The organism is Aquificaceae bacterium (assembly GCA_037722135.1).
In the GTDB taxonomy this organism is placed as follows: Bacteria; Aquificota; Aquificia; order Aquificales; family Aquificaceae; genus Pampinifervens; species Pampinifervens sericum.
Window position 1 is genome coordinate 24,981 of the sequence record JBBKAW010000062.1, and the last position, 1,652, is coordinate 26,632.

The 1,652-nt window shown below is 40.6% G+C and carries 3 protein-coding genes; 2 read left to right on the plus strand and 1 reads right to left on the minus strand.

Going from position 1 to position 1,652, the window contains the following annotated elements:
• Positions 1-39 precede the first annotated feature (39 nt).
• Positions 40-414: an HI0074 family nucleotidyltransferase substrate-binding subunit gene (locus WKI49_04635; protein MEJ7621783.1), complete on the plus strand. Its 375-nt coding sequence runs from the start codon at positions 40-42 to the stop codon at positions 412-414.
• On the plus strand, positions 411-1,367 hold the full coding sequence (locus tag WKI49_04640; protein ID MEJ7621784.1) for a gluconokinase: 957 nt from the start codon (positions 411-413) through the stop codon (positions 1,365-1,367). Before WKI49_04635 ends, WKI49_04640 begins: the two co-directional genes overlap by 4 nt.
• Here the strand turns inward: WKI49_04640 and WKI49_04645 are convergent.
• Positions 1,364-1,652, minus strand: a 289-nt coding sequence (locus WKI49_04645) for a hypothetical protein (GenBank protein MEJ7621785.1), incomplete at its 5' end; no start/stop codon positions are given. The two genes, WKI49_04640 and WKI49_04645, sit on opposite strands and share 4 nt — an antisense overlap.

Sequence of the window (1,652 nt, forward strand, 5' to 3'; positions counted from 1 at the left end):
AGTTCAAAAGAGAAGCCCTAAAACACATAGAGGTCATTTATGAGCCAGAGAAGGATATTCATTGAAAAGCTCGCAAAGGCTATAGAAAGGTTGGAAGAGGTGCTAAAGCTGGAAAAAAACGCAGTGGTTAGAGATTCCGCCATACAGAGGTTTGAATTTACCTTTGACCTTGCGTGGAAAACCCTCAAGCTTTATCTTGAAGAGGTGGAAGGTCTTGAATGCAGGTCTCCAAAGGGATGCCTAAGGCTTGCCTTTTCTGTTGGTCTAATAGATAACGACCCCTATTGGCTTCAGATATGTGACTATAGAAACCTTACCTCCCACACCTACGATGAGGAGTTAGCGGATAAAATATACGAAGAACTGCCAAAGGTGTTAGAATACTTTAAAAGGCTTTACGGATTGATATCATGATAGAACAGTTATCAAAAAGTCTAAGTGCGGAGGTTTTACAGACTCATACAAGCTGGGTATTGCTTTTAGAGAAGGTGGTTTACAAGATTAAAAAGCCAGTAAACTTTGGCTTTCTGGACTATTCTACCTTAGAGAAAAGGCTTGAAAACTGCAAAAAAGAGCTGGAGCTAAACAGAAGGCTATGTGGATGGGTATACATGGATGTGGTTCCCATAAGTTATGTAGATGGTGAATATCGTATAGAAGACCCCTCAAACCCAGTGGAGTATGCGGTGAAGATGAGAAGGATACCAGAGGAAAGGCTTCTAAAAAACATGCTTTCAAAGGTCTCTCAAGAGGACATGAAAGAACTTGCAAGACATATAGCAAACTTCCATGCAAAGGCAGAGAGGCGAGATGAGTTCGGAAGGCTTGAGGTAATGAAGTTCAACACCGACGAAAACTTTTTACAAACTGAAAAATACATAGGCATAACCATAGACAAGGAAGACTACGAGTTTATCAAGGAGAAAACAGAAGACTTTTATAGAAAATACTCAGACCTTTTTGAAAAACGCATAAAGGACGGACGCATCAAAGACGGACATGGAGATATAAGGCTTGAGCATGTGGCTTTTTTAGAGGAAGGTATCTGTGTTTTTGACTGTATTGAGTTTAATGACAGGTTTAGGTGTGGTGATGTAATAAACGATATGTGCTTTCTCTCTATGGAGCTTGAGCTTGTAGGAAGAAGAGACCTCTCTCAAGTCTATGAAGAAGAATACAAGAAAATAACGCAGGATGAAGAGTTTGACCTCTTTTTGCCCTTTTTCAAATGCTACAGAGCTTATGTGAGAGGAAAGGTAAACAGCTTTTTGCTTGATGACCCTCATTATGAGAAAAAGGACGAGGCTAAGAAGTTAGCACGCAGGCTCTTTAAACTTAGCAGGTCTTACGCAGAAACTATACCCTAATCAAGCCATCTTAGGGTTATCTCAAAGCCTTCTCTATCCTTTGGTTTTTTCTTTATTTTTGGCTTTTTTGGACCTTTCCCAGAAGTATCCCAGTCGTAATAGGCAATAATTATCTCGTTCCTTGGGTCAATAACCCTTGCCCTTTCAAAATAAACTATCGCATCATTGTCCCTACCCATATACAGAAGAGTTAAGCCTATAGTGGCGTTTACCCTCGCCTGCCAACCCCTGTCTGGTGAGTATCTTAAGGCAAGAACAAACCTGTCGTATGCCCTGCTGTAGTAT

Bases quoted from the DNA above. Each gene is read 5' to 3' on its own strand.
- WKI49_04635 (MEJ7621783.1), top strand. From the start codon at position 40: ATGAGCCAGAGAAGGATATTCATTGAAAAGCTCGCAAAGGCTATAGAA.
- WKI49_04640 (MEJ7621784.1), top strand. From the start codon at position 411: ATGATAGAACAGTTATCAAAAAGTCTAAGTGCGGAGGTTTTACAGACT.